The following is a 22,644-nucleotide window of genomic DNA, read 5'->3' as shown; positions in this document are numbered from 1 at the left end:
CCGCCCCGCCGGAGGCATCACACCAAGGTCTCCCCCCGGCGCCTGGCCTCAGGCCGCCTTCTTGTGCTCGTCGAAGAACTGCTCGTCCTCCGTCGAACCCTTCAGCGCCGCCGTCGAGGCCTGCGCCTCGATGGTCGTCGTGACCGCGTCGAAGTAGCCCGTGCCCACCTCTCGCTGGTGCTTCACGGCGGTAAAGCCGCGCTCGGCCGCCGCGAATTCCTTCTGCTGCAGCTCGACGAAGGCGCTCATGTTGTTGCGGGCATAGCCGTGGGCCAGCTCGAACATCGAGTAGTTGAGGCTGTGGAAGCCGGCCAGCGTGATGAACTGGAACTTGTAGCCCATCGCGCCCAGCTCCTTCTGGAACTTCGCGATGGTCGCGTCGTCCAGGTTCTTGCGCCAGTTGAAGGAAGGCGAGCAGTTGTACGCGAGCAGCTTGCCCGGGAACTTCGCGTGGATCGCGTCGGCGTAGTCCTTGGCGAACTTGAGGTCGGGCGTGCCGGTCTCGCACCAGATCAGGTCGGCGTACTCGGCGTAGGCGAGACCGCGGCTCACGGCCTGGTCGAAGCCCTTCTTCGTCCGGTAGAAGCCTTCGACCGTGCGCTCGCCCGTGCAGAAGGGCTGGTCGATCGGGTCGACGTCGCTCGTCACCAGGTCCGCGGCTTCCGCGTCGGTGCGGGCCAGCAGCACGGTCGGCGTGCCCATCACGTCGGCCGCGAGCCGCGCTGCCACGAGCTTGGCCACCGCCTCGCGCGTCGGCACGAGCACCTTGCCGCCCATGTGGCCGCACTTCTTGACGGAGGCCAGCTGGTCCTCGAAGTGAACGCCGCCGGCGCCGGCTTCGATCATGGCCTTCATCAGCTCGAAGGCGTTGAGCACGCCGCCGAAGCCGGCTTCCGCATCGGCCACGATGGGCGCGAAGTAGTCGATGTAGCCCTCGTCGCCCGTGGACTTGCCTTCGCTCCACTGGATCTCGTCGGCGCGCTTGAACGTGCCGTTGATCTTCTTCACGACCTTCGGCACCGAGTCCACCGAATACAGCGATTGGTCGGGGTACATCTCGCCGTTGCTGTTCGCGTCGCCCGCGACCTGCCAGCCGGACAGATAGATGGCTTTCAGGCCGGCCTTGACCTGCTGCATGGCCTGGTTGCCCGTCAACGCGCCCAGCGTGTTGACGAAGGGCTCGGTGTTGATCAGGTTCCACAGCTTCTCGGCGCCGCGCTGGGCCAGCGTGTGCTCGATGGCGAGCGAGCCGCGCAGCTTCACGACGTCGGCGGCGCTGTAGCCGCGCTTGATGCCCTTCCAGCGCGGATTTTCCGCCCAGTCCTTCTCGAGTTGGGCGATCTGCTGCTCGCGGCTCAGGTGGGTCCAGTTGCTCATGGTCTTCTCCGGGGTTGATGACGAATTCGTGATGGAGTGACTGTAAGTCTTGTAGAAGACTTGCGGGGGCTCTTGTGTCTTATACAAGACACAAAATTTTCTCTTTCCATTTCAACAACTTGGGAGTTTTATTTCATGATGTGGGAGCTACTTTCTCATATCAAGAAAAAATGCGGCGGCGCAGCACTTCGCCATCCTGCAATGCGAAATTCATTTCGCGTCGGATGAAATGAGAAGATGCGCCGCAATGTTCGTGCCGAGCCGACCCCTCGCCTACGCCTGCCTCGCACTCAGCATGTCGCTGGTGGGCGGCTATGTCGCATTGTCGAAGCCGCTCGTCGCGGCCATCCCGGTGCTGCTGCTCGCGTGGCTGCGCTTCGGCATCGGCGGCCTGGCGATGCTGCACTGGCTGCGCAGGCCCGCGGACGAACCGCCGATGTCGGGGCGGACGAAGAGGCTCCTCTTCCTCGAATCCTTTCTCGGCAACTTCCTGTTCTCCATCTGCATGCTGTACGGCGTGAGCATGACGAGCGCGGTGTCGGCCGGGGTCATCATGGCGTCGATTCCCGCGGTGGTCGCGCCCATGAGCTGGGCGTTCCTGCGGGAACGGATCGCGCCGCGGGTCTGGGGCGCCGTGGTGTGCGCGGCGGTCGGCATCGGCCTGCTTGCCATCGCGAAGCCGGACAGCGCTCATGGCACCGGCGCGGCGGCGGACGCGAAGGCATGGCTGGGCAACGCCCTCGTGTTCGCCGCCGTGCTCTGCGAGGCCGCGTATTCGGTGATCGGGAAGGCCCTGACCGGGGCGCTGGCGCCCAAGCGCATCACGGCGCTGATCAACCTGTGGGGTTTCGCGCTCGCCACGCCCTTCGGGCTGTATGCGGCCTGGCGCTTCGATTTCGGCACGGTCCCGCCGGCCATGTGGCTGCTGCTTCTCTTCTACTCGCTCGCCGCCAGCATCTGGACGGTGTGGCTCTGGATGACGGGCCTGAAGGCGGTGCCGGCGTCGCAAGGCGGCGTGTTCACGGTCATGCTGCCGGTCTCCGCGGCCGTCGTCGGCGTCGTCGTGCTCGGAGAGAGGCTGGGCGGGCTGCAGATCGCGGCGTTCGCGGTCGCGCTGGCGGGGGTGGTGCTGGCGACGGCGCCGCGAAGGGCAGCAGCACCCTCTCCCGCAAGCGAGTGAGGGAGAAGGTGCGGGAGCCGGTTACCGCCCCGACACCTTCCGCACCGCAGGCTTGATGTTCTCCCGCCGCGCCGGCAGCACCACCGCGTGCTCGCGCGGCATGCTCAGGATGATCGACGTGGAGGCCGGCGCGAGCAGCCCGAAGCGGGTCACGACCGCGTCGAGGTGCTCGACGTCGATCACCGCGATCTCCAGGATCCAGCTCTCCTCGCCCGTCACGTCGAAGGCGTTGATCACCTCCGGCGTCTGCTCGATCAGCTTCACCACGCGCGCGTAGTCCACCCGGCCCAGCCCCACCAGCGCGCGCAGGCCGTAGCCGAGGCGCTTGTAGTCGACCACCGCCCGGTAGCCGCGGATGAAGCCGCCCATTTCGAGCTTGCGCACGCGTTCGGTGACGGCCGGCTGGCTCAGCCCCACGCGCCGCCCGAGTTCGACCATGGTGATGCGGCCGTCGCGCTGCAGCTCCGCAAGCAGCAGATCGTCGGCCGCATCCAGCTCTGGAACCTCGGTTGAAATCATGATTGACCTTGGAAATATAGGCAGATGCTCATTTTCACCTTGAATGATGCATCCCCCTTCCCGTCGAGGCAAGGCCGGTGCGCGCTCCAGCGGCGACGGACGGTCGCGGCGGGCACCGCCCCGCCTTGAAAAAAACAACACGGGACCGCAAAAAACCTCGTTTTTCGCTTGGAAAGCCCCTTTTTCTCCATTAGCATCCGCAGTGCCGGCGTGGCGAAGTATTGCGCTGGTGGTTCAAAAACTTCTAGAAGGAAATGATCATGGCAACTGCAAAAAAGGCTCCGGCGAAGAAGGCCCCCGCGAAGAAGGCGGCCCCCGCAAAGAAGGCCGTCGCGAAGAAGGCGGCACCGGCGAAGAAGGCCGCACCGGCGAAGAAGGCCGCGGCCCCCGCCAAGAAGGCTGCTCCGGCGAAGAAGGCGGCACCCGCCAAGAAGGCCGCCGCGAAGAAGGCGCCCGCCAAGAAGCGCACGCCCAACGCCGCGTTCATGAAGCCCCTGAGCCCCAGCCCGCAACTCGCGGCCGTGGTGGGAACCCAGCCCCTGCCGCGCACGGAAATCGTGTCGAAGCTGTGGGCCTACATCAAGAAGAACAAGCTGCAGGACAACGCCAACAAGCGCATGGTCAACGCCGACGGCAAGCTGAAGGAACTCTTCGGCAAGGCCCAGGTGTCCATGTTCGAGATGGCCGGCCTGATCGGCAAGCACGTCAAGTAAGCGGGTTTCCTGCGCTTGAGACAGGGCCGCAATCGCGGCCCTTTTTATTTGCGCGGACGATGTCGGCTGGCGCGGACAGGCCGTCTACTTCTTCAGAGCGCTCGCCCGGATCCCGCTCAGCGTGCCTCGCGTCGTGAGCACTTCCGCATCGAGCATCACCTCGATCAGCGTCCCGCGCCCGCGCTCGAGCGCCGCGGCGAACGCGGGTTCGAACTCCGCCGTCTTCGTGACGCGCGCGCCCTCGAATCCATAAGCCTTCGCCAAGGCCACGAAATCCGGGTTGACCAGTTCCGTGCCGTGTACGCGCGTGGGGTACTCGCGCTCCTGGTGCATGCGGATCGTCCCGTACGTGCCGTTGTTCAGCAGCACGATGATGGACTTCGCGCCGAACTGCGATGCCGTTGCGAGCTCCTGCCCGTTCATCAGGAAGTCGCCGTCGCCGGCGATGGTGAACGCGGTCCGGCCCGAAACGAGATTGGCCGCGATGCCCGCGGGCACGCCGTAGCCCATCGACCCGTTGGTCGGCGCGAGCTGCGTCTTCAGCCCCTTGGCCAGCCCGTGATGCCGGTAGAAGCGGTGGATCCACGACGCGAAGTTGCCCGCGCCATTGGTCAGCACGGCATCGGCGGGCAGCAGCCGCTCGATCGTCGTCACGATCGCGTGCATGTCGATGTCGCCGGGCAGCGCCTGCGGCACGAGGTTCGCCCGATAGTCCGCATTCGCCGCCTCGGCCCAGTCCGACCACGGCACCTCCGGCGGCGCGGTCAGCACCTCCAGCGAGCGCGCGGCGGCGTTCATCGTCGAGCAGATCGCCAGGTCGGCCTGGTAGACGCGGTGCAACTCGTGCGGGTCGGCATGGAAATGCACGAGCTTCTGCGCCGCCTTCGGCGGCTTCAGCAGCGTGTAGCCGCTGGTCGTCATCTCACCCAGGCGCGGGCCGAGGGCGATGATCAGGTCGCTTTCCCTGATGCGGGCCGCGAGCTTCGGCGCGATGCCGATGCCGACGTCGCCCGCGTACAGGGGATGGTGGTTGTCGAAGGTGTCCTGGAAACGGAAGGAATTTCCGACCGGCAGCTTCCAGTTTTCGGCGAAGCGTTGCAGCGCCTGCGCCGCCTGCGGCGTCCAGCCGCCGCCGCCCGCGATCACGAAGGGTTTGCGCGAAGCGAGCAGCATCTCGCGCAGTTTTCGCAGCGCGCCGGGGTCGCTCCAGGACTCGACGGCTTCCACGCGAGGCAGCGGCCGCGCGCTCGTCGGCTTGACGAGCATGTCCTCGGGCAGGATCAGCACCACCGGGCCCGGTCGCCCGTTCATCGCCGTGGCGAACGCGCGCGACACGTATTCGGGAATGCGGTCCGGGTCGTCGATGCGTTCCACGCGCTTGGCCATGCCTTTCGTGCTCGGGCCGAAAAAGCTCATGTACTCGACTTCCTGGAAGGCTTCCCGGTCGCGCTGGTCGCTGGCGACGTCGCCGACGAACAGCACCATGGGCGTCGAATCCTGGAAGGCCGTGTGGACGCCGATGGTCGCGTTGCTCGCCCCCGGCCCGCGCGTCACGAAGCACACGCCGGGACGCCCCGTCAGCTTGCCCGCCGCCTCGGCCATGTAGGCGGCGCCGCCTTCCTGCCGGCAGATCACGAACTGGATCTTTTCGCGGTACTGGTGAAAGCCGTCGAGCACCGCCAGGTAGCTCTCGCCGGGCACGCCGAAGACATGCGAGGCGCCCTGCGCCACCAGGCATTCGACGAGGAGGTGGCCGGCGAGCTGGCCCGGCGCGGATGACGAAGGAGAGGACATGAGCTTGACTCTGTTAACCATTTGGTGAATTATTCGCCCATGGCCCGAGACACCCTGCCCGCCACGGAAGAACGCCAGCGCGATGCGGATCGCTCTCAGCTGATGATCTTAGCCGCGGCCCGCGACGAATTCGCCGAGTTCGGCCTGGGCGGCGCGCGCGTCGACCGCATCGCCGAGCGCGCCGGCCTCAACAAGCGCCTCATCTACTACTACTTCGAGGACAAGGAGCGGCTGTTCGGCGCCGTGCTGGAGCAGGCCTACCGCGACATCCGCGAGCAGGAGCGCGGGCTGCGCCTGCTGGACCTGCCGCCGGTCGACGCGGTGCGGCGGCTGGTCGAGTTCACCTGGAACTACTACCTCGAACACCCCGAGTTCCTCACCTTGCTGAACAGCGCCAACCTGCACAAGGGGCGTCACCTGCAAGGCTCCGAGCGCGCGCGCGAGCTCAACTCGCCGCTGGTCGAGACGCTCGCCGGCATCGTCGAGCGCGGACGGCAGGAGGGCACCTTCCGCGGCGGCGTGGACCCGGTGCAGCTCTACGTGTCGATCGCCGGGCTCTCGTACTTCTACCTCTCGAACACGCACACGCTGTCGGCGATCTTCGGCCGCGACCTCATGACGCCCAAGGCCCGAAACGAGCGCCTGTCGCACATGACCGAGGTGATCCTGGGCTACCTGCTGGCCGGCTGAGCCGCGGACGCAAGGCCTTGCGCCAGGCCAGCCGTTCCCTATAATTCACCAATCAGTTAATTAAGAGCTTCCGTCCGTCCCATCCGCCACAAGGAGACATCGATGCAGTTCCCCCGCCGTACCCTGGCCGCCTTCGCGGCCGCCGCCCTGCTCGCGCCGCTGGCCGCGCACGCGCAGGGCGCCTACCCGACCAAGCCGATCCGCGTGATCGTGCCGTTCCCCGCCGGCAGCACCACGGACATCATCGCCCGCGCCATCGCGGACAAGATGGGCCAGAGCATGGGCCAGCAACTGGTGATCGAGAACCGCGGCGGCGCCAGCGGCACCATCGGCCAGGCGGCGGTGGCGGCCGCCGCACCGGACGGCTACACGATCATGGTCCATTCGTCCTCGCACACGGTCAGCCCGCACACGTTCGCGAAGCTGCCCTTCGACACCGAGAAGGACTTCGTGGGCGTGACGCCGATTTCCTCGACGCCCAACGTGCTGGTGATGTCGCCCTCGAAGAACATCAAGACGCTGGGCGAGTTGCTGACCTATGCGCGGGCGAATCCGGGCAAGGTCAACTTCGCGTCGGCGGGCCAGGGCAGCGCCACGCACCTGAACGCCGAGAAGTTCAAGCTCGCCGCGAAGATCGAAGCGACCAACATCCCGTTCAAGGGCTCGGCCGAAGCCGTGACCGAGGTGATGTCGGGCCGCGTCGACTATTACTTCTCGCCCATTGCGCCTGTCATCGGCCAGATCCGCAACGGCCAGCTCGTCGCGCTCGCGGTCGGCTCGCCCAAGCGCGCCGCCGCCTTGCCGCAGGTGCCCACCACGGCGGAGGCCGGCGTGCCCGGCTCCGAATTCAACTTCTGGATCGGCATGATGGCGCCCGCGAAGACGCCGGCCGCCATCGTCAACCGCCTGCACGACGAAGTGGTGAAGGCGCTCAATACGCCCGAGGTCAAGGAGCGCTTCAACACGCTCGGCGCGGACGCCTGGACGCTGAGTCCCTCGCAGTTCGACGCCTACATCGCGGGCGAGATCAAGTCCAACGCGGCGCTCGTGAAGGCCGCCGGCCTGGAGGTGCAGAAATAATGGCAACAAAACGACTTGGCATCGTCATGCACGGCGTCACCGGACGCATGGGCATGAACCAGCACCTGATCCGCTCCATCGTCGCGATCCGCAACCAGGGCGGCGTGACGCTCTCCAACGGCGACAAGGTCATGCCCGACCCGATCCTCATCGGCCGCAACGCCGAGAAGATCGCGGCGCTGGCCAGGTCGCACGGCATCGAGCGCTGGGGCACCGACCTCGACCAGGCGCTCGCGAACAAGGACGACACGATCTTCTTCGACGCGGGCACGACGCAGATGCGCCCCACCCTGCTCGCCAAGGCGATCCGCGCGGGCAAGCACGTCTACTGCGAAAAGCCCATCGCGACCAACCTCAACGAGGCGGTCGAGATCGCGCGTCTCGCGGGACAGTCCGGCCTCAAGCATGGCGCCGTGCAGGACAAGCTGTTCCTGCCCGGGCTGCGCAAGCTCGACATGCTGCGCCGCGCCGGCTTCTTCGGCCGCATGCTGTCGCTGCGCCTGGAGTTCGGCTACTGGGTGTTCGAGGGCGACCTGCAGCCGATCCAGCGCCCGAGCTGGAACTACCGCGCGGAAGACGGCGGCGGAATGATCCTCGACATGATGTGCCACTGGCGCTACGTGCTCGACAACCTCTTCGGCGAAGTGAAATCCATCACCTGCCTCGGCGCGACGCACATCCCGCAGCGCTGGGACGAGGCGGGCCAGCCCTACAAGGCGACCGCCGACGACGCCGCCTACGCCATCGCCGAACTCACCGGCCACGATGGCGAGCCCATCGTCGCGCAGATCAACATGTCGTGGTCCACGCGCGTGAGACGCGACGACCTCGTGACCTTCCACGTCGACGGCACGAATGGCTCCGCGGTGGCGACGCTCACCGAATGCCGCGCGCAAAGCCGCGTGACGACGCCGCGTCCCATCTGGAACCCGGAAGTGAAGCAGCCGATGAACTTCTTCGACCAGTGGCAGGAAGTGCCCGATACGGAGTTCTACGACAACGGCTTCAAAATCCAGTGGGAGCACTTCATCCGCCACGTCGTGGAGAACGCGCCGTACAAGTGGACGCTGCCCGAGGGCGCGAAGGGCGTGCAGCTGGTCGAGGCCGCGTTGCAGTCCTGGAAGGAGCGGCGCTGGGTGGATGTACCGAAGCTCGAGGTGTGATCGTGGCGCTGTCGATTCAACTGCCTTCCGCCTCGGGCGCGCTGGAGACTTACGCGCTCGAGGGCTCCGTCATCCCCGCGAACACGGGGACCCGGGGCGCCCTGGATTCCCGCCTTCGCGGGAACGACGCACCGCGATTCAACCGCATCGCCTACTCCGCCGCGCACGTCGTCGCCGACCCGCTGGCGGCCATCGACCCATGGCTGGCCTCCGCGGTCGACTGGGACGCCACCATCGCCTACCGCCGGCACCTGTGGTCGCTGGGCCTCGGCGTGGCCGAAGCGATGGACACGGCGCAGCGCGGCATGGGGCTCGACTGGCCGACGTCGCTCGAACTCATCGCGCGCTCGCTCGACGCCGCCCGCGATTTTCCGGGCGCGCTCGTGGCATCGGGCTGCGGCACCGACCATCTCCCGCCCGAGAACGCGAAGACCACCGACGACGTGATCCGCGCGTACGAAGCGCAGATGGAAGCCATCGAGAAACTCGGCGGCAAGCTGATCGTGATGGCCAGCCGTGCGCTCGCGCGCGTCGCCAGCTCGCCCGCCGACTACGAGAAGGTCTACGGCCGCATCCTGTCGCAGGCGAAGCAGCCCGTCGTGCTGCACTGGCTCGGCGAGATGTTCGATCCCGCGCTTGCGGGCTACTGGGGTTCGAGCGACGTCGATGCGGCGATGGACACCGCGCTCGGCATCATCGCCGCGCATGCATCGAAAGTGGACGGCATCAAGATCTCGCTGCTCGACAAGCACAAGGAGATCGCGATGCGCCGCAGGCTCCCGCCGGGCGTGCGCATGTACACGGGCGACGACTTCAACTACGCGGAGCTGATCGCGGGCGACGGCTTCGGCGGCGAGCCCACGCACGGCAGGAGCGACGCGCTGCTCGGCATCTTCGACGCGATCGCGCCGGCCGCCAGCGCGGCGCTGGGCGAACTCGCACGGGGCAATGTCGAACGCTTCCATGCGATCCTCGGCCCCACCGTGCCGCTGTCGCGTCACATCTTCGCGGCGCCGACGCGCTTCTACAAGACGGGCGTGGTGTTCATGGCCTGGCTGAACGGCCACCAGAAGCATTTCACGATGGTGGGCGGCCAGCAGAGCACGCGCAGCCTCGTGCATCTCGCCGAACTCTTCCGCCTCGCGGACGCGGCGAACCTGCTGGAGCAACCGGAGCTGGCGACGAAGCGCATGAAGACGCTGCTCGCGCTGCACGGCGTCGAATGATGCGCGACTTTTCGCAGGACCACGACTGGCTGTCGATCAACACGGCCACGGTGCGCAAGAGCCGCGGGCAGGAGCTGCCCCTCACCGAGATCATCGAGGCCTGCGCGCGCCGCGGCATCCGCGCGATCTCGCCCTGGCGCGACCAGGTCGCGGCGGCCGGCCTCGGCACGATCTCCCGGCTCGTCAAGGCGCACGGACTCGCGCTCTCGGGCTACTGCCGCGGCGGCATGTTCCCCGCGACCGACGCCGCCGGCCTGCAGGCCGCACGCGACGACAACCGGCGCGCGGTCGACGAGGCCGCGGAACTCGGCGCGCCCTGCCTCGTGCTCGTGGTCGGCGCGCTGCCCGGCGCATTGCAGGGCAAGCCCGCGCACAAGGATCTCGCGTTCGCGCGGACGCAGGTGCGCGACGGCATCGCCGAACTCCTGGAGTACGCGCGCCAGGCGAACATGCCGCTCGCCATCGAGCCGCTGCATCCGATGTACGCGGCCGACCGCGCCTGTATCAACACGATGGAGCAGGCGCTCGACGTCTGCGACGAACTCGACCCGTCCCGCAAGGGCGACCTCGGCGTCGCCGTCGACGTGTACCACGTGTGGTGGGACCCGAAGCTGCGCGCGCAGATCGAGCGCGCCGGCCGCGAACGCCTGCTCGCCTTCCACGTGTGCGACTGGCTCACGCCGACGACCGACCTGCTGAACGACCGCGGCATGATGGGCGACGGCGTCATCGACATTCCGCGGATTCGCGGCTGGGTCGAAGCGCAGGGTTTCGCGGGCTACAGCGAGGTCGAGATTTTCTCCACAGGAAACTGGTGGCAGCGCGACGCGGGCGACACGCTCGCCGCCTGCATCGAAAGGCACCGCAGCGCCGTGTGACGCCGGGCCGGACCCGGAAGGGACGGGACCGGACAAGACCTCTGGATGATCGCGGCCGCGCGGCATTGGACGCATGCTGTGCGCATACGTCGAAAGCCTCACCATGGAATCCGTCTCAGCGCCCCGCTTCCAGCCCGTGTCCGGGCACGCCGCGCCGCGTCACCCGCTCGCGCCCAGGGGCCTGCGCGTCGACGACGCCAGCAAGTACTCCGTCTTCAGCGGCGCCGAACGCCGCCGCCGCCTCGATGCGCTGCTGGCGGTCCTCCATCACCACGGACCCGAGAAGTGTCCCGCGATCCGCGTGCAGTGCGGACAAGGCAAGTACCGCGGGTGGGTGAGCGGCCGGCTGGTCCATGCGGACGAGGCCGAAATCGTGGTGTCGTTCCGACTCGCCGACCCCGGCGTCTTGCAGGCGCTGGGCAAGCATGCGGCGCTCGATGGCGCGGCCGAGGTGCGGTTCGCCTTCGAGCGGCATTCGCAGACCTACCACTTCATCGCGTCCGACATGGACGAAGACAAGACGCGCTTGCTCCACGCGATGGAAGTCACGCTTCGCGACGAAGCACCGGTGTGGGACAGCGCGAACCTGCAAAAGACGCCGGATCGCACCCGCCCCGGGCTGGCGACCCGCATCTTCGCGCTGCTGCGGGCCTGACGCGCGGTCCCGCACCGTCCGGCGGGGTGGGTTGTCAGCCGACGGCCGAATTCCTGAAGGACTGCACCTCTGCTGCGTTCGCGCCGATCCGGCTCGGCGTCCCACTCGCCCCGAACTCGATCTCGCCCGACAACTGCCCGCCTTCCTCGATCACGACCTTGCCGTAGCGCACGCGGCCGGTCACCTTGCCGGTCGAATAGATCACGAGCTTCTGCCGCGCCGTGAGGTTGCCGTCGAATTGCCCGCGGATCTCGGCGATGTCGATCTCCGCCGAGCCCTTGAACGCGCCGCGCTCGGAAATCTGGATCACGCGCGAGTCCATCGTCGCCTCGACCGAGCCTTCGACGACGAGGGTGTCGCAGTCGGTGATCTCCACGCCCTTGAGCTTGATGTTGGGGCCGACGGTGAGCTTGCTCTCCCCTTCCTTCGTCGCGGGCGCCGCGGCATTCCCCGACGCCACGGGCGCGGCCGGCGGCGGCTGCTGCGCGGCAGCCAGCGCCGCCGCGTTCGGGCTTTGCGAAGGCGGGCGCACGGGCTCGGCGTCGCGCCGGTGGTTGTTGTTGTTGAAGAACGGAGATTGCAGTGCCATCGGGTGATTTCCTCGGGAGCGGGTTGAGTGAGGAACCGATGCTACGCATCGAAGCGTCTACAAGTTCATCCGTACGCGCAAGTTGCGTAACATCGTGCGAGAAGTTCGGAAAGCGCGCGGTGGCCCTTCCCTACACAGCCCTACTCAAAAGGGAACCGAGTACCGATAGCCGCGAAACTTCATGACCGCGGCATTGGGCCGGATCTGGTCGAGCACCAGCCCCGGCGCGAGCTCCGTGCCCTCGTTCGCAACCTGCCCACCCACGATCAGCATCCGCTGCGACGGATTGTCCGAATACACGCCGCCGCTGATGGCAAGGCGCGGCAATTCGCGTTGCAACTGGAAGGGGAGTTCGGCGACCGTCATCACGCGATCTCTGCCCGAGGGCGCGGATGCGGTGAGTACGGCGGCCGGTGCTCGTCCAGCGGGAGGCGCGCTCGCCACCGCCGGGGTCGACGGCGCGGGCGCTACGGGTGCCGCGTTCGGCAAGGGAGCGGGCGGCGGGACCGCGGGTGCTGGCGCGGGCATACCTACCACGGGCGATGGCGATGGCGATGGCGATGGCGATGGCAACGTCGCGGCGGCGACTTGCGGATTCGCGGGGTTGCGGACCGCGCGTTCGGCACGCGCGGCCGGCGGAGGCGGTGCAACCGGCGCTGCGACGCGCGGCGCAGCGTTCGCCGTCGTCGGCACCGGCGCCCGTACCTGCGCGCCTGGCGTTGCCACCGCAGGCGCCGATGAAATACCGGGCGCGAGCGCCCCGGGCGCCGGCGCCCGAGGCACATCGGAGGTGGCCGCGGACGGCCCCCCCGACGAAGGCACGGCGGGGGTCCGCGGCCACAACGCGATCGCCACGAGCAGGACCGCGGCAGCGAGCGCCGCCACCGCAGCCGGCTGCTTCCAGTCGCGGCCCTCGCGTGTCGACGCCGCGACCTGCGGCTGCGCGTGGATGCCGTGCGCCGGGTCGCGCACGCGCTGTGCGTCCGCTTTGCGCAGGGCGTCGAGAATGTAGGACATCAGGGTTCCGTGCGCAGCCGCGGCTCGTCGATGCCGGTCGCGCGATTGAGTTGCATGTACGTGAGCGGCCCGGGCCGCCCATCGGCAGGCAGGTTCTGCGCGAGCTGGAACTCGCGCACGTCGGCCTTGAGCGCAGGGCTCAGTCGGGCCGGGGTCTTGCGCGGCGCGACGCCCTTCGCCTTGGCGAGACTCGCAGCGACCCAGTCGACCGTGGTTCCGGTGGCGTCGTCTTCCATGCGCCCGACGTAGCCCGGCGGCGCTTTCCACAGCGTCGCGAAATCGCCCTGCCATCGCGCGCCGAACGCGGCGAGCGCCAGCGTCTGCTCGCCGCCGCCCGCGCGCAGCGTGACCTGCGTGTCGGTGAGTCCCACGAGGATCGCATACGAGGGTTGACCGCTCGCCGCATCGAGCGTGACGATGCCCGGCCGCCCCAGCTGGCGGATCAGCGCGAGCGGCGTCGGCTTCGGGAACCAGCACTGCACCTGCTCGCGCGCGAGCGTGCTGCACGGGTCGCCATCGCCCGCCTTCACCTTCCAGGCGGGCGCCAGTTCCCGCCAGGCGGCATCGATTTCGCGCAGCACGGCGAACGGGCCCGGCACGGCGGCGGTTCGCGCACCGGAGGACGCGACCCGCGCGGCGACCGCGCCGCTCGCCGGCACCTGCGAAGCGCGCACGGCCGCCGGGGCATCCATCTCGGCGACGCGGTTGACGGCCGCCCACAGGCCCGCACCGGCCGCCAGACCGAGACTGAGCGTGAAAGCGGGCTTGAGCCAGTTCATGTGGGAGCGCGGTGGCTTCTCGTCGAACACCTCGCGCGCGGCCTGGTCGACGATGGCGCGGCCGACCACGGTCTGCTCGCTCGCGAACGCGCCGAGCAGCGCGCGGTCGCACAGCAGGTTGATGCGCCGGGGCACGCCGCGCGCGATCTCGTGGACGCGCTTGAGCGCACGCCGGTCGAAGGGCAGCGGCCCCTTGAGGCCGCAGACTTCCATGCGGTGGCGGATGTACTGCGCGGTCTCGTTCTCGGAGAGCGCCTGCAGGTGGTAGCGCGCGATCACGCGCTGCGCGAGCTGCTCGAGCTCGGGGCGCGCGAGCATCTCGCGCAGCTCGGGCTGGCCGACCAGGATGATCTGCAGCAGCTTGCGCTCGGTCGTCTCGAGGTTCGTGAGCAGGCGAAGCTGCTCCAGAACGTCGGGCGACAGGTTCTGCGCCTCGTCGATCACCAGAACGTTGTTGCGCCCAGCGGCGTGCGCGTCGAGCAGGTACGCATTGAGCGTGTCGACGAAGTCCTTCACCGTGCCGTGGCGCAACGGCGCGACGTCGATGCCGAACTCGTGGCACACGGTCTCGAGCAATTCGAGCACCGTGAGCTTGGGGTTGAAGATGTAGGCGAGGTTGCAGTTGGCGGGCACCTGCTCGGTGAAGCAGCGAACCACGGTCGTCTTGCCGGTGCCGATTTCGCCCGTGAGGAGCACGAAGCCGCCCCCGCCGCCGAGGCCGTACAGAAGGTGCGCCAACGCCTCGCGGTGCCGCTCGCTCATGAAGAGCAGGCGGGGATCGGGCGCGATGGAGAACGGCTCTTGCCGCAGGCCGAAGTAGGCGGCGTACATGGGTCGCAAGGATACCGCGCGGCCGGCGGCGGCCTGCGCAGGCAGGGGAGCCCTGGATTACCGCCTTCGCGGGAATGACGGCGCGAGTGCGGGACGGACGGCGCGGACGCGGGTCGGGGGGCGCCGGCTCAGGCGGGCACGGCCACCGTACGGCGCACGCGCCGCACATTGAACGCGCTCGCGATCAGCAGGCCCTGCAGCAGCACGAGGCCCAGCCACACGCCCTGGAAGCGGCCCGCGTCCATCAGCACGCCGAAGATGAGCGGCGCGAAGGCCTGGCCGATGTCGAGGCCCGAGTACACGACGCCGTACACACGCCCGCTCGCGTTTTCGGGCGTCGAGCGCTTCACGATCATGTCCCGTGAAGGGCCCGCGAGGCCGGAGGCCACGCCCATCGCGCCGAACATCACCGGCACCACGAGGGCCGGCAAGGGCAGCGTGGCGATGCCGAGGGCGATCACCGCGGCCGTGCCGAAGCCGATGCCCACGATCCGTTCCGCCCGCGACGGATCGGCGACGAGGAAGCCGCCCACGACCGCGCCGCCCGCGGCGCAGATCATGTAGGCCGTGAGGCACATCGCCGCGAGCGCCACGGGCACTTGATGCAGTTCGCGCGCGGCGGCGGGCGCGAAGGCCTGCACCACGCTCAGGATCATCGCGTAGACGAAGAAGAAGGCGAAGCACATCCATACGGCGGGAATGCGCATGAAGGCGAGCGTGTGCTCCTGCGGTGCGCCCGACGGCTTCGCGGCGGCCGGCTGTGCGGGGAGCGCGAGCTTGCGCGCATTGATCCACATGACGAGCAGCACGAAGACCGCGACGCCGGCCGCGCAGGCCACGGCCACGCGCCACGAGAATGCGATCGTGAGCGGCACCAGCATCGCGGGCGCAAGCGCCCAGCCCAGGCTGCCGGTCACGCCGTGAAGGCTGTACGCGTGGCCGAGGCGCGGCGTGCTCACCTTCTTGTTCAGCAGCGTGTAGTCGACCGGATGGAACACGCCGTTGCCCAGCCCCGCCACGACCGAGAAGGCCATCAGGCCCCAGTAGCTCGTGCTGATCGCGTAGCCGAAGCCCGCAACCGCGAGCAGCGCGAGTCCGCCGAACAGCACCGGGCGCGGCCCGTGCCTGTCGACCAGGAAGCCGGAGGCGGCCTGCACCAGGCAGGAGACCACGAAGAAGACGGTGAGCAGCAGGCCGAGCTGGGTGTAGCTCACGTTGAACTCGTCCTTCAGCCACGGAAACAGCGGCGCGAGCCAGAGCTGGCTGAAGTGGCTGACGAGATGCCCCGCCCCGACGAGGCCGATGAGGGTGGCGTCCTGGCGGAAGGTCGGCGCCCCGGCGGCGGGAAGCGTGCTGCTGATGCTGCTCATGGGCTGGATCGTAGGCCTGCGCGCCCTTTCTGAAATGCGATGAAACGACAGGAATCGGCGAAAATCGGCCAAACCCGGTTGCCCTTCCCTCCCGATGCGCCGCACCCCCGCCTCCACATCCGCCCCCGCCCAGCTCCAGCCGCTCGGGAACATCGACCCGTTCCGTCCCCATGCGGCGCGGCCCGTGCGCGTGCGGGCGCGCTCCATGCCGGCCGACACGCACTTCGAGCCTCACCACCATGGATGGGCGCAGCTCGCGTATTGCGCGAGCGGCATCCTGCAGGTGAGCCTGGAGCAGGCCACCTGCATCGTGCCGCCGTCGCGCGCGGTGTGGATCGCGCCCGGCGCGCGGCACTCGATCCACGTGCTGGAGGACGCGCAGTTCCGCACGCTCTACATGGATGAGTCCGTCACACCCGCGGGCTGGGCGGGCAGCCGCGTCATCGTCGTCTCGGCCCTGCTGCGCGAACTGATCCAGGCGCTGGATGCGCCGCTCGACGCGCCGTTGGCGGAACATCGCGAGTCGCTGCTCACCGGTCTCGTACTCGACGAGTTGACACGGGCCGCGACGCAGTCGCTCGGCGTGCCGCTGCCCGATGCGCAGCACGGCGACAAGCGCCTGCGCGGCCTGTGCGAGGCCATCCTGCGCTCGCCCTCGCAGCGCGCCACGCTCGCCGAGTGGGCGGCGGACGCGGGCGCGAGCGAGCGCACGATGGCGCGGCTCTTCCGCGACGAACTCGGCACGAGCTACCAGCAGTGGCGCCAGCAGGCCGCGCTGGCGCATGCGCTGCCGCTGCTCGCCCGCGGAATGGCCGTGAGCCATGTGGCCGCGGCGGCGGGCTACGACAGCGACAGCGCCTTCACTGCGATGTTCAAGTCGGCGATGGGTGCGCCGCCCAGCCGCTTCCAGCCGGGCCGCGCGGCGCGCGACGCGGCATGAATTTCATGCGTTGACAGGGTCTCCGCGCGCGGCGCATCATCGACGGCGAACCCGCATCCTCAAGGAGAAAAAACAATGTCCCTTCGCATCAACGACATCGCCCCCGACTTCACGGCCGAGACCACCCAGGGCACCGTCCGCTTCCACGAGTGGATCGGCGACCAGTGGGCCGTCCTGTTCTCGCACCCGAAGGACTTCACGCCCGTGTGTACGACCGAGCTGGGCTACATGGCCCGGATCGAGCCCGAGTTCACGAAGCGCAATGCAAAGCTGATCGGCCTGTCGGTCGACCCGGTCGACAGCCACAGCCGCTGGCTCGGCGACATCGAGGAGACCCAGGGCGCGAAGGTCAACTACCCGATCATCGCGGACGCGAAGCTCGAGGTCTCCAAGCTGTACAACATGCTGCCGGCCGAGGACGTCACGACCGACGGCCGCACGGCCGCGACCAACCAGACCGTGCGTTCCGTCTTCATCGTCGGCCCCGACAAGAAGATCAAGCTGATGCTCACCTACCCCATGACCACGGGCCGCAATTTCGACGAGATCCTGCGCGTGCTCGACTCCATGCAGATGACCGCGAAGTTCAAGGTCGCGACGCCGGCCAACTGGAAGCCCGGCGACGACGTGATCATCGCGGGCTCGGTCTCCGACGAGGACGCAAAGACGCTGTTCCCGCAGGGCTGGAAGACGGTCAAGCCCTATCTGCGCGTGACGAAGTCGCCGCAGTAGCAGGAGACGGGCCTGCCGTCCTGGCAGCTCGGCAGCGGGCGCGGAGGACTCGCGTTCAGATTCGTCCTACACCGCGTCGCGGCATCGCCGCAATGAAGAGCTTTGGGGTCTCGCCCAGAATGCAATCTACCCATTGAAAGGTGGGTGGATCATTCTCACGGAGACTTCGAGATGAGCGGTACGAGCGACACCAACCAGCAGCAAAGGCAGCAGCAGGAACAGCCCCAGGGCAGCGGCGGCGAATCCGGACATTCGGGCGAGGGCGCGGCCAGCGCGCTTGCCACGATGAAATCCCAGAACCGCCAGCACCGTCACCAGGCCGGCGAGGACGACAGCGCCAACCGCGCCGGGAGCGTGACGAAATGAGCGCCCCCGACGCCGATGAGACGGGCGGCCAGCTGCGTCCGTTTCCCAACACCCAGCAGCCCGCCGGCTCCGGCGAAGGCGCCCAGACCGCACTGCTCGCGCTCATCCGCAAACGCAAGCTGAGCGCGGAGCCCGACGCGGTTGCGCCCGAGAACGCGCCGCCCGCCGACGACGAGAAGCGCTGACGATTCGCGCCCCCCATCCAAAAACAGCAATTCCATTCGACGCCAGCGCCACGAAAAAGCCGGGCTCGAAGCCCGGCTGTTCCCGTCTAGAACGTCGCCTCAGCGTGCGGCGGCCTGAGCTGCGGCGCGATCCCAGGCTGCGCGCATCGCCAGCCGGGCCTCGTCGTACGACAGGCGCGCATCGCCCTTGATTCGGACCCAGTTCGCGCAAAGCGACTTCTCGGCATCGTCGTAGGTGCCGCCATTGCCGCCGTACTGCGCATAGCCGATGTAGCCCACGCAGTAGGCGGGGGCATAGTCCTCGTAGCCGAGTTCCCGGCGGAAGTACTGTTCGCCCGCATGGGCCTGCTGCCAGTACGTGTCCTGCTCCTGCGGGTTCACGTAGGCTTCCACGACGACCGTGTCTTCACCGTCGAGGTCCCAGTCCATTTCCTTGGCCATGTCGAATGCTCCGTAGTGTTCGCGTGTCTTGAATGAACGAATGGTGGCGCGGGGCGCTGCGCTGGGCCGTAGGCAACGGCGTGCGGCGCGTGTCGGAATCCGGGAGGACGCGACGCCAGCGGCGCGCTACTCGGCCGTTGACCGCGACACGCTCAGGGCCCCGCGTGTCGCCTGCGTGGCTGCGCCCGCCCCGCCGCGCGCGATACTCGGCGCACTCTGGAGGCACTCATGGACATTCACGGGAAAGTCGCGGTCGTCACCGGCGGCGCGAGCGGCATCGGCGCCGCGGCGGCGCAGCGTTTCGCGGCCGAGGGCGCGCGCGGCGTCGTGGTCGCGGACATGAACCTCGAACGCGCGCAAGGCGTCGCGCGTTCCATCGGCACGCAGGCCATCGCCGTGCAATGCGACGTGAGCCGCGAAGCCGACATCCAGGCGCTCGTTGCCGCCGCGCGCGAGCGCTTCGGGCAGGTGGACATCTATTTCTCCAACGCCGGCTTCCTCGGCAAGATGGGCGGCATCGACCTCGAGGATGCGCTGTGGGAGAAGATGTGGCAGGTCCACGGCATGGCGCACGTGTGGGCCGCGCGGGCGGTGATCCCCGAGATGACGAAGCGCGGCGAAGGCTATTTCCTCGTCACGGCCTCGGCCGCCGGACTGCTGAACATCGTGGAGACCGCACCCTATGGCGTGACCAAGCACGCGGCCGTCGCCATCGCGGAGTGGCTGCGCATCGCCTACGGCCGCCAGGGCGTGCGCGTGTCGTGCCTGTGCCCTCAGTCCGTGGCGACGGACATGACGAAGGACGGCTCGGGCTCGGCCGGCCACGACGGCGTGCTCACGCCGGAGCAGGTGGCCGAGGACATCGTGCGCGTGATGCGCGAGGAGAAATTCCTCGTCCTGCCGCACCCCGAGGTGGCGAAGTACTTCGCCATGAAAGGGCAGGACTACGACCGCTGGCTGGGCGGCATGCAGAAGCTCTACGCCCAGCACATGGGCGCGGCACCTACTTCAAAAGGCCCGTGACGCCGATCACGATGAGGTAGAGCGCCACGATGTAGTTAAGCAGCCTGGGCATCACGAGGATGAGGATGCCCGAGATGAGCGCGGCGACGGGGCCGATGTGCTGGACGTACTGCATGTGCTTGTGCTCCGGTGTTCGCGAGGTCGTCGAACACACGGTTTAACACAGCAAGCGTGGCTGCGGGGGCGGGGGCGCTCAGCCCTGCCCCGCGTTCCCGGCTTTCTCCGATTTTTCGGCTTTCTCCGTCTTCCGCACTCCGCGAACGTTCATCGCGGCGAGGATCACCTGCAGCGTGATGAGCGCCCACGCCTTCGTGTGCAAGCCCCAGGCCACCCACAGCACGTTGCTGAACAGGAAGACCCAGAAGCCGATGTTGCGGCGCCTGGGGTTGTTGGAGGCCACGAGCCAGGCCGCCAGCACGCTGGCGACCATGGCGGGCCACTGGACGAGGTCGAGGAACTCCCCCACCTCAGCCCGCCGCCTCGACGCGGCGCGCGGTCTTCTCGCCGAAGTGGAAGACGCCCGGCTCTCGCACCGGATCGACCTCCACCGGAATGTCGCTCTTCGGCGGGAAGCGCCCTTCGAGGATCAGCTTCGACAGCGGGTTCTCGATGCGCTGCTGGATCGCGCGCTTGAGCGGCCGCGCGCCGAACACCGGATCGAAGCCCACCTTCGCGAGTTCCTCCAGGGCTGCCGGCGAGACCTGCAGGTGCAGGTCCATCTTCGCCATGCGTTGCTCGAGCACGCGCAGCTGGATCTTGGCGATCTTCGCGATGTGCTGGGCGTCGAGGCCGTGGAACACCACCGTCTCGTCGATGCGGTTGAGGAACTCCGGGCGGAAGTGGTTCTTCAACTCGTCCCACACGGCTTCCTTCACGTCCGCGTACGGCCGGCCCACCATCGCCTGGATCATGTGCGAGCCGATGTTCGAGGTCATGACGATGACCGTGTTCTTGAAGTCCACGGTGCGGCCCTGGCCATCGGTGAGGCGGCCATCGTCGAGCACCTGCAGCAGCACGTTGAACACGTCGTGGTGCGCCTTCTCGATCTCGTCGAGCAGGATCACGCTGTAGGGCTTGCGGCGCACGGCTTCGGTCAGGAAGCCGCCCTCCTCGTAGCCCACGTAGCCGGGAGGCGCGCCGATCAGCCGCGCCACCGAGTGCTTCTCCATGAACTCGCTCATGTCGACGCGGATGAGATGCTCCTCGCTGTCGAACAGGAAGCCCGCCAGCGCCTTGCACAGCTCCGTCTTGCCCACCCCGGTGGGGCCGAGGAAGAGGAACGAGCCGGTCGGCCGGTTCGGGTCGGACAGGCCCGCGCGCGAACGGCGGATGGCATCGGCCACCGCGGTGATCGATTCGTCCTGGCCGACCACGCGCTCGTGCAGCTTGTCCTCCATCATGAGCAGCTTCTCGCGCTCGCCCTGCATGAGTTTCGACACGGGGATGCCGGTCGCGCGCGCCACCACTTCGGCGATCTCCTCGGCGCCGACCTGCGTGCGCAGCAGCTGCGGCTTGCCGCTCTTGCCCTTGGCGGATTCGGCGTCCTGCGCCTGCTTCAGCTGCGCTTCCAGCCCCGGCAGCTTGCCGTATTGCAGCTCGGCCACCTTGTTGAAGTCCCCCTTGCGGGTGAACTCCTCGATCTGGTGGCGCAGGCGGTCGATCTCTTCCTTGATCTGCGCGCTGCCCTGCGCCTGCGCCTTCTCGGACTTCCAGATCTCCTCGAGGTCGGCGCTCTCCTTCTGCAGGCGCGCGATCTCCTCTTCGATCAGGCCCAGGCGCTTTTGCGACGCCTCGTCCTTTTCCTTGCGCACGGCCTCGCGCTCGATCTGCAGCTGGATCATGCGGCGGTCGAGCCGGTCGAGCACCTCGGGCTTGGAATCGATCTCGATCTTGATCTTCGACGCGGCCTCGTCGATCAGGTCGATGGCCTTGTCCGGCAGGAAGCGGTCGGTGATGTAGCGGTGCGAGAGCTCGGCCGCGGCGACGATGGCCGGGTCGGTGATCTCGACGCCGTGGTGAACCTCGTATTTTTCCTGCAGGCCGCGCAGGATGGCGATGGTGGCCTCCACCGTCGGCTCACCCACCAGGATCTTCTGGAAGCGGCGCTCGAGCGCGGCGTCCTTCTCGATGTACTTGCGGTATTCGTCGAGCGTGGTCGCGCCCACGCAATGCAGCTCGCCGCGCGCCAGCGCGGGCTTGAGCATGTTGCCCGCGTCCATCGCGCCTTCGGCCTTGCCCGCGCCCACCATCGTGTGCAGCTCGTCGATGAAAACGATGGTCTGGCCCTCGTCCTGCGCGAGTTCCTTCAGCACGTTCTTCAGGCGTTCCTCGAACTCGCCGCGGTACTTGGCGCCCGCGAGCAGCGCGGCCATGTCGAGCGACAGCACGCGCTTGCCCTTGAGCGACTCGGGCACTTCCTCGGCCACGATCCGCTGCGCCAGGCCTTCGACGATGGCTGTCTTGCCGACGCCCGGCTCGCCGATGAGCACTGGGTTGTTCTTGGTGCGGCGCTGCAGCACCTGGATCGCGCGGCGGATCTCCTCGTCGCGGCCGATCACGGGATCGAGCTTGCCCTTGCGCGCGCGCTCGGTGAGGTCGATCGTGTATTTCTTCAGCGATTCGCGGTTGGCTTCCGCATCGGCGCTGTCGACCGCCTGGCCGCCGCGCACGGCGTCGATGGCGGACTCGAGCGACTTGCGGGTGAGCCCGTTCTCGCGGGCGATGCGGCCGATGTCCTGCTTGGTGTCGGCCACGGCGAGCAGGAAGAGCTCGCTCGCGATGAACTGGTCGTTGCGCTTGAGGCCTTCCTTCTCGGCGGCCTGAAGCAGGATGCCGAGGTCGCGCCCGACCTGGACCTGCTCCTGGCCCTGGACCTGGGCGCGCTTGTGCATCGCGCCTTCGGCGGCGGCCAGCAGGCCGGGCACGTTGACGCCGGCGCGCTGCAGGAGCGCGCGGGGGCCGTCCTCCTGCCGCAGCATGGCGACGAGCACGTGCTCGGGTTCGATGTAGGCGTGGTCGTTGCCGAGCGCAAGGGTCTGGCCCTCGGCCAGGGCTTCCTGGAACTTGGTGGTGAGTTTGTCGAGACGCATGTTTCTG

At 68.1% G+C, this 22,644-nt stretch carries 24 protein-coding genes; 13 read left to right on the top strand and 11 right to left on the bottom strand.

Going from position 1 to position 22,644, the window contains the following annotated elements; translation table 11 throughout:
• Nucleotides 1-48: 48 nt before the first annotated feature.
• On the bottom strand, nt 49-1,377 hold the full coding sequence (aceA, locus tag AB7E83_RS18890) for an isocitrate lyase (RefSeq protein WP_428572226.1): 1,329 nt from the start codon (nt 1,375-1,377) through the stop codon (nt 49-51).
• Between the two features lie 247 nt (nt 1,378-1,624).
• Here aceA and AB7E83_RS18885 point away from each other — a divergent pair, with 247 nt between their 5' ends.
• A complete protein-coding gene (locus tag AB7E83_RS18885) occupies nt 1,625-2,557 on the top strand; it encodes a DMT family transporter (RefSeq protein ID WP_428572224.1) in 933 nt (310 codons plus the stop codon).
• Nucleotides 2,558-2,578: 21 nt separating this feature from the next.
• Here AB7E83_RS18885 and AB7E83_RS18880 read toward each other — a convergent pair whose 3' ends face one another.
• Nucleotides 2,579-3,076 (bottom strand): Lrp/AsnC family transcriptional regulator, encoded by a 498-nt coding sequence (locus AB7E83_RS18880; RefSeq protein ID WP_428572222.1) that lies wholly within the window; start codon nt 3,074-3,076, stop codon nt 2,579-2,581.
• A 260-nt stretch (nt 3,077-3,336) separates the two neighbouring features.
• Between AB7E83_RS18880 and AB7E83_RS18875 the strand changes: the two genes are divergently transcribed.
• Entirely contained in the window at nt 3,337-3,789 is a 453-nt protein-coding gene (locus tag AB7E83_RS18875) for an SWIB/MDM2 domain-containing protein (protein WP_428572220.1), read from the top strand.
• Between the two features lie 84 nt (nt 3,790-3,873).
• Here AB7E83_RS18875 and AB7E83_RS18870 read toward each other — a convergent pair whose 3' ends face one another.
• Nucleotides 3,874-5,583, bottom strand: a complete 1,710-nt coding sequence (locus tag AB7E83_RS18870) for a thiamine pyrophosphate-binding protein (protein ID WP_428572218.1) — start codon at nt 5,581-5,583, stop codon at nt 3,874-3,876.
• A gap of 39 nt (nt 5,584-5,622) precedes the next feature.
• Here AB7E83_RS18870 and AB7E83_RS18865 point away from each other — a divergent pair, with 39 nt between their 5' ends.
• The 6 genes from AB7E83_RS18865 to AB7E83_RS18840 all read left to right on the top strand — a co-directional run bounded on the left by AB7E83_RS18865 (nt 5,623) and on the right by AB7E83_RS18840 (nt 11,275).
• Nucleotides 5,623-6,273 (top strand): TetR/AcrR family transcriptional regulator, encoded by a 651-nt coding sequence (locus AB7E83_RS18865; protein ID WP_428572216.1) that lies wholly within the window; start codon nt 5,623-5,625, stop codon nt 6,271-6,273.
• A gap of 102 nt (nt 6,274-6,375) precedes the next feature.
• Nucleotides 6,376-7,353: a tripartite tricarboxylate transporter substrate binding protein gene (locus tag AB7E83_RS18860; RefSeq protein ID WP_428572214.1), complete on the top strand. Its 978-nt coding sequence runs from the start codon at nt 6,376-6,378 to the stop codon at nt 7,351-7,353.
• A complete protein-coding gene (locus tag AB7E83_RS18855; RefSeq protein WP_428572212.1) occupies nt 7,353-8,516 on the top strand; it encodes a Gfo/Idh/MocA family protein in 1,164 nt (387 codons plus the stop codon). The genes AB7E83_RS18860 and AB7E83_RS18855 overlap by 1 nt, the downstream gene beginning before the upstream one ends.
• Before the next feature lie 2 nt (nt 8,517-8,518).
• The gene (locus tag AB7E83_RS18850) at nt 8,519-9,742 is read left to right on the top strand and encodes a dihydrodipicolinate synthase family protein (RefSeq protein ID WP_428572210.1); all 1,224 of its coding nucleotides are present in this window, start codon (nt 8,519-8,521) and stop codon (nt 9,740-9,742) included.
• Complete coding sequence (locus tag AB7E83_RS18845; RefSeq protein ID WP_428572208.1) at nt 9,742-10,620, top strand: sugar phosphate isomerase/epimerase family protein; 879 nt, start codon at nt 9,742-9,744, stop codon at nt 10,618-10,620. Before AB7E83_RS18850 ends, AB7E83_RS18845 begins: the two co-directional genes overlap by 1 nt.
• 103 nt (nt 10,621-10,723) lie before the next feature.
• A complete protein-coding gene (locus AB7E83_RS18840) occupies nt 10,724-11,275 on the top strand; it encodes a hypothetical protein (protein WP_428572206.1) in 552 nt (183 codons plus the stop codon).
• Nucleotides 11,276-11,309: 34 nt separating this feature from the next.
• On the opposite strand, the gene AB7E83_RS18835 is transcribed toward AB7E83_RS18840, so the two are convergent.
• From AB7E83_RS18835 to AB7E83_RS18820, 4 genes are all read right to left on the bottom strand, one after another.
• A complete protein-coding gene (locus tag AB7E83_RS18835) occupies nt 11,310-11,864 on the bottom strand; it encodes a bactofilin family protein (RefSeq protein ID WP_428572204.1) in 555 nt (184 codons plus the stop codon).
• 144 nt (nt 11,865-12,008) lie between these two features.
• Nucleotides 12,009-12,881, bottom strand: coding sequence for a general secretion pathway protein GspB (locus AB7E83_RS18830; protein ID WP_428572202.1), 873 nt, complete (start codon nt 12,879-12,881; stop codon nt 12,009-12,011).
• A complete protein-coding gene (locus AB7E83_RS18825; RefSeq protein ID WP_428572200.1) occupies nt 12,881-14,491 on the bottom strand; it encodes an ExeA family protein in 1,611 nt (536 codons plus the stop codon). Before AB7E83_RS18825 ends, AB7E83_RS18830 begins: the two co-directional genes overlap by 1 nt.
• A gap of 128 nt (nt 14,492-14,619) precedes the next feature.
• Nucleotides 14,620-15,861, bottom strand: a complete 1,242-nt coding sequence (locus AB7E83_RS18820) for an MFS transporter (protein ID WP_428572198.1) — start codon at nt 15,859-15,861, stop codon at nt 14,620-14,622.
• 94 nt (nt 15,862-15,955) lie between these two features.
• Here AB7E83_RS18820 and AB7E83_RS18815 point away from each other — a divergent pair, with 94 nt between their 5' ends.
• From AB7E83_RS18815 to AB7E83_RS18800, 4 genes are all read left to right on the top strand, one after another.
• The gene (locus AB7E83_RS18815; protein ID WP_428572195.1) at nt 15,956-16,801 is read left to right on the top strand and encodes an AraC family transcriptional regulator; all 846 of its coding nucleotides are present in this window, start codon (nt 15,956-15,958) and stop codon (nt 16,799-16,801) included.
• A gap of 75 nt (nt 16,802-16,876) precedes the next feature.
• Nucleotides 16,877-17,533: a peroxiredoxin gene (locus AB7E83_RS18810; RefSeq protein WP_428572193.1), complete on the top strand. Its 657-nt coding sequence runs from the start codon at nt 16,877-16,879 to the stop codon at nt 17,531-17,533.
• 171 nt (nt 17,534-17,704) lie between these two features.
• The gene (locus AB7E83_RS18805) at nt 17,705-17,899 is read left to right on the top strand and encodes a hypothetical protein (RefSeq protein WP_428572191.1); all 195 of its coding nucleotides are present in this window, start codon (nt 17,705-17,707) and stop codon (nt 17,897-17,899) included.
• Nucleotides 17,896-18,084 carry a hypothetical protein gene (locus AB7E83_RS18800; protein ID WP_428572189.1) on the top strand — a complete coding sequence of 63 codons (189 nt, stop codon included), beginning with the start codon at nt 17,896-17,898 and terminating at the stop codon, nt 18,082-18,084. Before AB7E83_RS18805 ends, AB7E83_RS18800 begins: the two co-directional genes overlap by 4 nt.
• A 99-nt stretch (nt 18,085-18,183) precedes the next feature.
• Here the strand turns inward: AB7E83_RS18800 and AB7E83_RS18795 are convergent, their stop codons facing one another.
• A complete protein-coding gene (locus tag AB7E83_RS18795; RefSeq protein ID WP_428572187.1) occupies nt 18,184-18,525 on the bottom strand; it encodes a hypothetical protein in 342 nt (113 codons plus the stop codon).
• Nucleotides 18,526-18,753: 228 nt separating this feature from the next.
• On the opposite strand from AB7E83_RS18795, the gene AB7E83_RS18790 reads away from it, so the two are divergent.
• Nucleotides 18,754-19,548, top strand: coding sequence for an SDR family oxidoreductase (locus AB7E83_RS18790; RefSeq protein WP_428572185.1), 795 nt, complete (start codon nt 18,754-18,756; stop codon nt 19,546-19,548).
• On the opposite strand, the gene AB7E83_RS18785 is transcribed toward AB7E83_RS18790, so the two are convergent.
• The 3 genes from AB7E83_RS18785 to clpB all read right to left on the bottom strand — a co-directional run bounded on the left by AB7E83_RS18785 (nt 19,529) and on the right by clpB (nt 22,637).
• On the bottom strand, nt 19,529-19,663 hold the full coding sequence (locus AB7E83_RS18785; protein ID WP_428572183.1) for a DUF3096 domain-containing protein: 135 nt from the start codon (nt 19,661-19,663) through the stop codon (nt 19,529-19,531). The two genes, AB7E83_RS18790 and AB7E83_RS18785, sit on opposite strands and share 20 nt — an antisense overlap.
• 78 nt (nt 19,664-19,741) lie before the next feature.
• A complete protein-coding gene (locus tag AB7E83_RS18780; RefSeq protein WP_428572181.1) occupies nt 19,742-20,014 on the bottom strand; it encodes a hypothetical protein in 273 nt (90 codons plus the stop codon).
• Nucleotide 20,015: 1 nt separating this feature from the next.
• The gene (clpB, locus tag AB7E83_RS18775; protein WP_428572179.1) at nt 20,016-22,637 is read right to left on the bottom strand and encodes an ATP-dependent chaperone ClpB; all 2,622 of its coding nucleotides are present in this window, start codon (nt 22,635-22,637) and stop codon (nt 20,016-20,018) included.
• Nucleotides 22,638-22,644: the final 7 nt, after the last annotated feature.

The organism is Ramlibacter sp., assembly GCF_050250995.1.
Classification (GTDB): domain Bacteria; phylum Pseudomonadota; class Gammaproteobacteria; order Burkholderiales; family Burkholderiaceae_C; genus Ramlibacter.
This window is presented reverse-complemented; position numbering and strand designations above follow the sequence as displayed.

What these genes read in the sequence shown, in the direction of transcription:
- clpB (WP_428572179.1), bottom strand. Translation starts at nt 22,637, where the DNA reads ATGCGTCTCGACAAACTCACCACCAAGTTCCAGGAAGCCCTGGCCGAG.
- aceA (WP_428572226.1), bottom strand. Translation starts at nt 1,377, where the DNA reads ATGAGCAACTGGACCCACCTGAGCCGCGAGCAGCAGATCGCCCAACTC.
- AB7E83_RS18805 (WP_428572191.1), top strand. Translation starts at nt 17,705, where the DNA reads ATGAGCGGTACGAGCGACACCAACCAGCAGCAAAGGCAGCAGCAGGAA.
- AB7E83_RS18815 (WP_428572195.1), top strand. Translation starts at nt 15,956, where the DNA reads ATGCGCCGCACCCCCGCCTCCACATCCGCCCCCGCCCAGCTCCAGCCG.
- AB7E83_RS18885 (WP_428572224.1), top strand. Translation starts at nt 1,625, where the DNA reads ATGTTCGTGCCGAGCCGACCCCTCGCCTACGCCTGCCTCGCACTCAGC.
- AB7E83_RS18820 (WP_428572198.1), bottom strand. Translation starts at nt 15,861, where the DNA reads ATGAGCAGCATCAGCAGCACGCTTCCCGCCGCCGGGGCGCCGACCTTC.
- AB7E83_RS18865 (WP_428572216.1), top strand. Translation starts at nt 5,623, where the DNA reads ATGGCCCGAGACACCCTGCCCGCCACGGAAGAACGCCAGCGCGATGCG.
- AB7E83_RS18825 (WP_428572200.1), bottom strand. Translation starts at nt 14,491, where the DNA reads ATGTACGCCGCCTACTTCGGCCTGCGGCAAGAGCCGTTCTCCATCGCG.
- AB7E83_RS18835 (WP_428572204.1), bottom strand. Translation starts at nt 11,864, where the DNA reads ATGGCACTGCAATCTCCGTTCTTCAACAACAACAACCACCGGCGCGAC.
- AB7E83_RS18810 (WP_428572193.1), top strand. Translation starts at nt 16,877, where the DNA reads ATGTCCCTTCGCATCAACGACATCGCCCCCGACTTCACGGCCGAGACC.
- AB7E83_RS18785 (WP_428572183.1), bottom strand. Translation starts at nt 19,663, where the DNA reads ATGCAGTACGTCCAGCACATCGGCCCCGTCGCCGCGCTCATCTCGGGC.
- AB7E83_RS18860 (WP_428572214.1), top strand. Translation starts at nt 6,376, where the DNA reads ATGCAGTTCCCCCGCCGTACCCTGGCCGCCTTCGCGGCCGCCGCCCTG.
- AB7E83_RS18795 (WP_428572187.1), bottom strand. Translation starts at nt 18,525, where the DNA reads ATGGCCAAGGAAATGGACTGGGACCTCGACGGTGAAGACACGGTCGTC.
- AB7E83_RS18875 (WP_428572220.1), top strand. Translation starts at nt 3,337, where the DNA reads ATGGCAACTGCAAAAAAGGCTCCGGCGAAGAAGGCCCCCGCGAAGAAG.
- AB7E83_RS18790 (WP_428572185.1), top strand. Translation starts at nt 18,754, where the DNA reads ATGGACATTCACGGGAAAGTCGCGGTCGTCACCGGCGGCGCGAGCGGC.
- AB7E83_RS18845 (WP_428572208.1), top strand. Translation starts at nt 9,742, where the DNA reads ATGCGCGACTTTTCGCAGGACCACGACTGGCTGTCGATCAACACGGCC.
- AB7E83_RS18830 (WP_428572202.1), bottom strand. Translation starts at nt 12,881, where the DNA reads ATGTCCTACATTCTCGACGCCCTGCGCAAAGCGGACGCACAGCGCGTG.
- AB7E83_RS18870 (WP_428572218.1), bottom strand. Translation starts at nt 5,583, where the DNA reads ATGTCCTCTCCTTCGTCATCCGCGCCGGGCCAGCTCGCCGGCCACCTC.
- AB7E83_RS18800 (WP_428572189.1), top strand. Translation starts at nt 17,896, where the DNA reads ATGAGCGCCCCCGACGCCGATGAGACGGGCGGCCAGCTGCGTCCGTTT.
- AB7E83_RS18880 (WP_428572222.1), bottom strand. Translation starts at nt 3,076, where the DNA reads ATGATTTCAACCGAGGTTCCAGAGCTGGATGCGGCCGACGATCTGCTG.
- AB7E83_RS18855 (WP_428572212.1), top strand. Translation starts at nt 7,353, where the DNA reads ATGGCAACAAAACGACTTGGCATCGTCATGCACGGCGTCACCGGACGC.
- AB7E83_RS18840 (WP_428572206.1), top strand. Translation starts at nt 10,724, where the DNA reads ATGGAATCCGTCTCAGCGCCCCGCTTCCAGCCCGTGTCCGGGCACGCC.